This window comes from Pseudomonas sp. NPDC089392 (genome assembly GCF_044749595.1).
Lineage (GTDB): Bacteria > Pseudomonadota > Gammaproteobacteria > Pseudomonadales > Pseudomonadaceae > Aquipseudomonas.
The window spans coordinates 72,609-79,478 of record NZ_JBIVIF010000033.1; the positions used below are offsets into that span (position 1 = coordinate 72,609).

At 60.7% G+C, this 6,870-nt stretch carries 5 protein-coding genes; all 5 read left to right on the forward strand.

Annotation, left to right across the window (positions count from 1 at the left end; genetic code table 11):
- The first annotated feature begins 6 nt into the window (after positions 1 to 6).
- Complete coding sequence (gene infB, locus ACIP1G_RS23540; protein ID WP_400741192.1) at positions 7 to 2,535, forward strand: translation initiation factor IF-2; 2,529 nt, start codon at positions 7 to 9, stop codon at positions 2,533 to 2,535.
- A gap of 116 nt (positions 2,536 to 2,651) precedes the next feature.
- Entirely contained in the window at positions 2,652 to 3,050 is a 399-nt protein-coding gene (rbfA, locus tag ACIP1G_RS23545; protein ID WP_016391794.1) for a 30S ribosome-binding factor RbfA, read from the forward strand.
- A gap of 3 nt (positions 3,051 to 3,053) precedes the next feature.
- A complete protein-coding gene (gene truB / locus ACIP1G_RS23550; RefSeq protein WP_400741193.1) occupies positions 3,054 to 3,971 on the forward strand; it encodes a tRNA pseudouridine(55) synthase TruB in 918 nt (305 codons plus the stop codon).
- A gap of 147 nt (positions 3,972 to 4,118) precedes the next feature.
- Positions 4,119 to 4,388, forward strand: coding sequence for a 30S ribosomal protein S15 (gene rpsO / locus ACIP1G_RS23555; RefSeq protein WP_012274241.1), 270 nt, complete (start codon positions 4,119 to 4,121; stop codon positions 4,386 to 4,388).
- 249 nt (positions 4,389 to 4,637) lie between these two features.
- The gene (gene pnp, locus ACIP1G_RS23560; RefSeq protein WP_400741195.1) at positions 4,638 to 6,743 is read left to right on the forward strand and encodes a polyribonucleotide nucleotidyltransferase; all 2,106 of its coding nucleotides are present in this window, start codon (positions 4,638 to 4,640) and stop codon (positions 6,741 to 6,743) included.
- The last annotated feature ends 127 nt before the right edge of the window (positions 6,744 to 6,870 follow it).

Below are 6,870 nucleotides of genomic sequence, written 5' to 3' on the forward strand. Positions count from 1 at the left end.
AAGTGCATGACGCAAGTCACGGTGAAAGAACTGGCCCAAGAGGTCGAGGCACCGGTAGAGCGCCTGCTGCAGCAGATGCGTGAGGCAGGTCTGCCGCACACCGACGCCGGTCAGGTAGTGACCGACAATGAGAAGCAGACCCTGCTGACTCATTTGAAAAGCAGCCACAAGAGCAAGGCGGAAGAGCCGCGCAAGATTACCTTGCAGCGCAAAACCACCAGCACCCTGCGTGTCGCCGGTAGCAAGAGCATCAGCGTAGAAGTACGCAAGAAGAAAGTATTCGTGCAGCGCAGCCCAGAAGAAATCCAGGCTGAGCAGAAGCGTGAACTGGACGAGCGCCGTGCGGCTGAAAATGCCGCTCGCAACAAGGTCGAGGCCGAAGTTCGCCAGCGCAACGAAGAGCAGGCTCGCCGTCAGGCGGCTGAAGCCCCTGTTGCTGCGCCTGCGCCTGCCGCCAAGCCGGCACCGGCTCCAGCTGCCGCACCGGCCCCGGTTGTCGCTGACGCACCTGCGTCCGAAGACGCCGCTGCTCGTGCTGCCGAGCGCAAGAAGGACGAGACCCGTCGCAACGAAAGCCGTACTCGCGATGACGACCGTCGTCGTGGCGAGGCGCCACGTGTGTCGATCAAGGTCAAGGTGAAGGAGAAGGAAAAGGCTCCGACTCCGCGTGCCGCTCCGCGCACCACCGACGAAGAGAGCGATGGCGCTCGTCGTGGTCGTGGTGGCAAGGGCAAGCTGAAAAAGCGTAACCAGCACGGCTTCCAGAACCCGACCGGCCCCGTCATCCGTGACGTGACCATCGGCGAAACCATCACGGTTTCCGAGCTGGCCAACCAGATGTCCGTCAAGGGCGCTGAAGTGGTCAAGTTCATGTTCAAGATGGGTACCCCGGTTACCATCAACCAGGTGCTCGACCAGGAAACCGCTCAGCTGATCGCAGAAGAGCTGGGCCACAAGGTCACCCTGGTCAGCGACACCGCCCTGGAAGACTCCCTGGCCGAATCGCTGAAATTCGAAGGCCAGACCGAGTCGCGCGCTCCGGTTGTTACCGTCATGGGTCACGTTGACCACGGTAAGACCTCGCTGCTCGACTACATCCGTCGTGCCAAGGTTGCCGCTGGCGAAGCCGGTGGTATTACCCAGCACATCGGCGCCTACCACGTGGAAACCGACCGCGGCATGGTCACCTTCCTCGATACCCCGGGCCACGCTGCGTTTACCCAGATGCGTGCCCGTGGTGCCAAGGCGACCGACATCGTCATCCTGGTGGTGGCGGCTGACGACGGCGTGATGCCACAGACTCGCGAAGCTGTTCAGCATGCCAAGGCAGCTGGCGTTCCGCTGGTGGTTGCGGTGAACAAGATCGACAAGCCGGGTGCCGACCTCGATCGCATCCGTAACGAGCTGTCGGTTGAAGGCGTGACCTCTGAGGACTGGGGTGGTGACACGCCGTTCGTCAAGGTTTCGGCGAAGATGGGTACCGGTGTAGACGAACTGCTTGAAGCTGTTCTGCTGCAGGCCGAGATCCTCGAGCTCAAGGCTACTCCGACCGCTCCAGGTCGTGGCGTGGTTGTCGAATCGCGCCTGGACAAGGGCCGTGGCCCAGTGGCGACCATCCTGGTTCAGGACGGTACCCTGCGTCAGGGCGACATGGTCCTGTGTGGTTCCAACTATGGCCGCGTGCGCGCCATGCTCGACGAGAACGGCAAGCCTGTGAAGGAAGCCGGCCCGTCGATCCCGGTCGAAATCCTCGGCCTGGACGGCACCCCGGAAGCCGGCGACGAGCTGTCCGTGGTTGCTGACGAGAAGAAAGCCCGCGAAGTTGCCCTGTTCCGTCAAGGCAAGTACCGCGAGGTCAAGCTGGCCCGTGCTCACGCCGGCAAGCTGGAAAACATCTTCGAGACCATGGGTCAGGAAGAGAAGAAAACCCTCAACATCGTTCTCAAGACCGATGTACGTGGTTCTCTGGAAGCACTGCAGGGTTCGCTTGGCGGCCTGGGCAACGACGAAGTGCAGGTGCGCGTGATTGGTGGTGGCGTCGGTGGTATCACCGAGAGCGACGCCAACCTGGCACTGGCTTCGAATGCAGTCCTGTTCGGCTTCAACGTGCGTGCCGATGCCGGCGCGCGCAAGATCGTCGAGCAGGAAGGTCTGGATATGCGTTACTACAACGTGATCTACGACATCATCGAAGACGTCAAGAAGGCCCTGACCGGCATGCTCGGCAGCGATGTTCGCGAGAACATCCTGGGTGTCGCCGAAGTACGTGACGTGTTCCGTTCGCCGAAGTTCGGCGCCATCGCTGGCTGTATGGTCATCGAGGGTACCGTGTACCGCAACCGTCCGATCCGCGTTCTGCGCGATGACGTTGTGATCTTCGAAGGCGAACTGGAGTCGCTGCGTCGCTTCAAGGACGACGCCTCTGAAGTGCGTTCGGGCATGGAGTGCGGTATTGGCGTCAAGAGCTACAACGACGTCAAGGTCGGCGACAAGATCGAAGTCTTCGAGAAAGTCCAGGTGGCTCGTACCCTTTAAGGGCGAGCAAGCCGCAAGCCCCCGTTACAGGGCGGTTTGCGGCACCTCTTCAGGTAGCGCCCGGTCAGGCTTTGGTCTGTCCGGGCGTTTGCCGCTTTAAGTTACAGGTAGCAAGAATGGCCAAAGAATATAGCCGTACCCAACGTATCGGCGATCAGATGCAGCGCGAGCTGGCCGAACTGATCCGTCGCGAAGTCAAGGACCCCCGTGTCGGTCTGGTCACTATCACCGCCGTGGACGTCAGCCGTGACCTGGGCCATGCCAAGGTGTTCATCACCGTCATGGGCGAAGAAACCCCGGACGCCGTGCAGCAGTCGCTCAAGGCACTGAACAGCGCTGCCAGCTTCCTGCGTCTGCACCTGGGCCGCTCGATGCAACTGCGCAGCGTGCCGCAGCTGCACTTCCACTTCGATGAAAGCGTCAGCCGTGGTGTGCACCTGTCGGCGCTGATCGAACGTGCAGTGGCCGAAGACCGCCTGCACAAGGATGCCGACGAGCTGGACACCAAGGAGTAAGCGGTGGCCCAGGTCAAACGTATCCGCCGCAACGTCAGCGGCATCATCCTGCTCGACAAGCCATTGGGCTTCACTTCCAACGCGGCCCTGCAAAAGGTGCGCTGGCTGTTGAATGCGGAAAAGGCCGGCCACACCGGTAGCCTCGACCCGCTGGCAACTGGCGTGCTGCCGCTGTGCTTTGGCGAGGCAACCAAGTTTTCGCAGTACTTGCTCGATTCCGACAAGGGCTACGAAACCGTCATGCAGATGGGGCAGACTACCAACACCGGCGATGCTGAAGGCGAAGTCCTGCAGACCCGCGAGGTGACCGTTGGTCGTGCCGACATCGAAGCCCAGTTGCCGCGTTTTCGTGGCCCGATCAGCCAGATACCGCCGATGTACTCGGCTCTCAAGCGTGATGGCCAGCCGCTGTATAAACTGGCGCGTGCTGGAGAGGTAGTGGAGCGCGAGGCGCGTTCTGTTACTATTAACCGCTTGGAGTTGCTCGAGTGCGAAGGCACCCGTGCACGGCTGACCGTAGGATGCAGCAAAGGCACTTATATCCGCACCCTGGTGGAGGATATTGGTGAAGCACTTGGCTGCGGTGCCTATGTCGCCGAGCTGCGCAGGACCCAGGCCGGGCCCTTCGAGCTGGCACAGACGGTAACGCTCGAGGAACTTGAACAGGCTCACGCCGAAGGCGGCAATGAAGCGCTCGATCGCTTCCTCATGCCCTCGGACAGCGGCCTGCTGGACTGGCCGTTGGTATGCCTGTCCGAACACAGTGCGTTCTACTGGCTGCATGGGCAGGCGGTACGCGCACCGGATGCGCCGCAGTTCGGCATGGTCCGGGTACAAGATCACGATGGTCGCTTCATCGGTATTGGTGAAGTGAGCGAAGACGGGCGCATTGCGCCGCGTCGGCTGATTCGGTCGGAATGACCGGAACCGCAGGGCAATGCTTCGGCTGAGCACTGCGGAATCAAGGGTGGCTGTCAGTAGGCACGGTCACACCTTTTTTATTAATACAGGGATTTGTCCCTGGCCTATTGGACCCCGCGTGCGGGATCCGTTATCAGGAGAAGCCAAATGGCCCTCAGCGTTGAAGAAAAAGCTCAAATCGTTACCGACTTCCAGCAAGCAGCTGGTGATACTGGTAGCCCGGAAGTTCAGGTTGCTCTGCTGACCGCGAACATCAACAAGCTGCAAGGCCACTTCAAGGCCAACGGTAAAGACCACCACTCGCGTCGTGGCCTGATCCGTATGGTTAACCAGCGTCGTAAGCTGCTGGACTACCTGAAGGGCAAAGACACCACTCGTTACAGCGCCCTGATCGGTCGCCTGGGCCTGCGTCGCTAATAGCGGCCTGGTCAGTGGTGTGCATGGCGTGTCGCAGGCTTCGGCAGGGCTGTTTTGCAGCGTTGCCGTTGGACACGCCACGCGTATCTCCGAGGTTGGCAGCCTGGCAATGCTGAGCGGTTTTTCCGCTTGGTGCCAGGCTCCCAGCCTCGTGTTGTATCTGGACGGTCAATGGGGCCGATTCCCCGTTCTGCCCAAGAATTCGCAAGAAACCAGTTCCCCCAGAGCCACTGAAAAAGGTAGGAAACCGTGAACCCGGTAATCAAGACTTTCCAGTTCGGTCAATCGACCGTTACTCTCGAAACGGGCCGAATTGCCCGTCAGGCAACCGGCGCCGTGCTGGTTACCGTCGACAACGACGTCACCGTGCTGGTGACTGTGGTAGGCGCCAAGCAGGCTGATCCAGGCAAGGGTTTCTTCCCGCTGTCGGTTCACTACCAGGAAAAGACCTACGCCGCCGGCAAGATCCCGGGTGGCTTCTTCAAGCGTGAAGGCCGTCCTTCCGAGAAAGAGACGCTGACCTCGCGCCTGATCGACCGTCCGATCCGTCCGCTGTTCCCGGAAGGCTTCATGAACGAAGTGCAGGTTGTCTGCACCGTCGTTTCCACCAGCAAGAAAACCGACCCGGACATCGCCGCGATGATCGGTACCTCGGCTGCCCTGGCGATCTCCGGCATTCCGTTTGAAGGCCCGATCGGCGCTGCCCGCGTTGCCTTCCACGAAAGCACCGGCTACCTGCTGAACCCGACCTACGAGCAACTGGCTGCCTCGAGCCTGGACATGGTCGTTGCCGGTACTTCCGACGCCGTACTGATGGTTGAATCGGAAGCTCAAGAGCTGACCGAAGACCAGATGCTGGGCGCTGTACTGTTCGCCCACGACGAATTCCAGGCTGTTATCCAGGCTGTCAAAGAGCTGGCTGCCGAAGCTGCCAAGCCGACCTGGGACTGGAAACCTGCCGTTGCCAACACCGAGCTGTTCAACGCCATCCGCGCCGAGTTCGGCGAAGGCGTTTCGCAGGGCTACACCATCACCGTCAAGGCCGACCGCTATGCGCGCCTGGGCGAGCTGCGTGACCAGGCTATCGCCAAGTTCTCCGGTGAAGAAGGCCAGCCTTCGGCTTCCGAAGTTAAAGAAATCTTCGGCGAAATCGAATACCGCACCGTTCGCGAAAACATCGTCAACGGCAAGCCACGTATCGACGGCCGCGACACCAAGACCGTGCGCCCGCTGAACATCGAAGTCGGCGTGCTGCCGAAAACTCACGGTTCGGCGCTGTTCACCCGTGGTGAAACCCAGGCCTTGGTCGTTGCGACCCTGGGTACTGCCCGTGACGCCCAGCTGCTGGACACCCTCGAAGGCGAGAAGAAAGACCCCTTCATGCTGCACTACAACTTCCCACCGTTCTCGGTAGGTGAGTGTGGCCGCATGGGCGGTGCTGGCCGTCGTGAAATCGGCCACGGCCGTCTGGCCCGCCGTTCGGTCCAGGCCATGCTGCCTGCCGCCGACGTGTTCCCGTACACCATCCGCGTGGTTTCGGAAATCACCGAGTCCAACGGCTCCAGCTCCATGGCTTCGGTCTGCGGTGCTTCCCTGGCCCTGATGGACGCCGGTGTGCCGATGAAGGCGCCGGTTGCCGGTATCGCCATGGGCCTGGTCAAGGAAGGCGACAAGTTCGCAGTCCTGACCGACATCCTGGGTGACGAAGACCACCTGGGCGACATGGACTTCAAGGTAGCCGGTACCGCCAAAGGTGTCACCGCGCTGCAGATGGACATCAAGATCAACGGCATCACCGAAGAGATCATGGAAATCGCCCTGGGCCAGGCCCTGGAAGCGCGCCTGAACATCCTCGGCCAGATGAACCAGATCATTGGCCAGTCGCGTACCGAACTGTCGGCCAACGCCCCGACCATGATCGCGATGAAGATCGACACCGACAAGATCCGTGACGTCATCGGTAAAGGCGGCGCCACCATTCGCGCCATCTGCGAAGAAACCAAGGCTTCGATCGACATCGAAGACGACGGCTCGATCAAGATCTTCGGCGAAACCAAGGAAGCGGCAGAAGCTGCCAAGCAGCGCATCCTGGGTATCACTGCCGAGGCCGAGATCGGCAAGATCTACGTCGGCAAGGTTGAGCGCATCGTTGACTTCGGTGCCTTCGTCAACATCCTGCCTGGCAAGGACGGCCTGGTGCACATCTCCATGCTGAGCGATGCTCGCGTCGAGAAAGTCACCGACATCCTGAAAGAAGGCCAGGAAGTTGAAGTACTGGTACTGGACGTGGACAACCGCGGCCGTATCAAGCTGTCGATCAAGGACGTTGCCGCGGCCAAGGCCTCGGGCGTCTAAGCGACTGCCACGCAACAGAAAAAGGGCCCTTCGGGTAATGCCAGTCAGTTAAGCTGACTGGCATTTTCATTTGCGCATGGGGTACTTCGCCGGTCGTTGCTTCACTGCTCGGGGAAACCACCGGTCA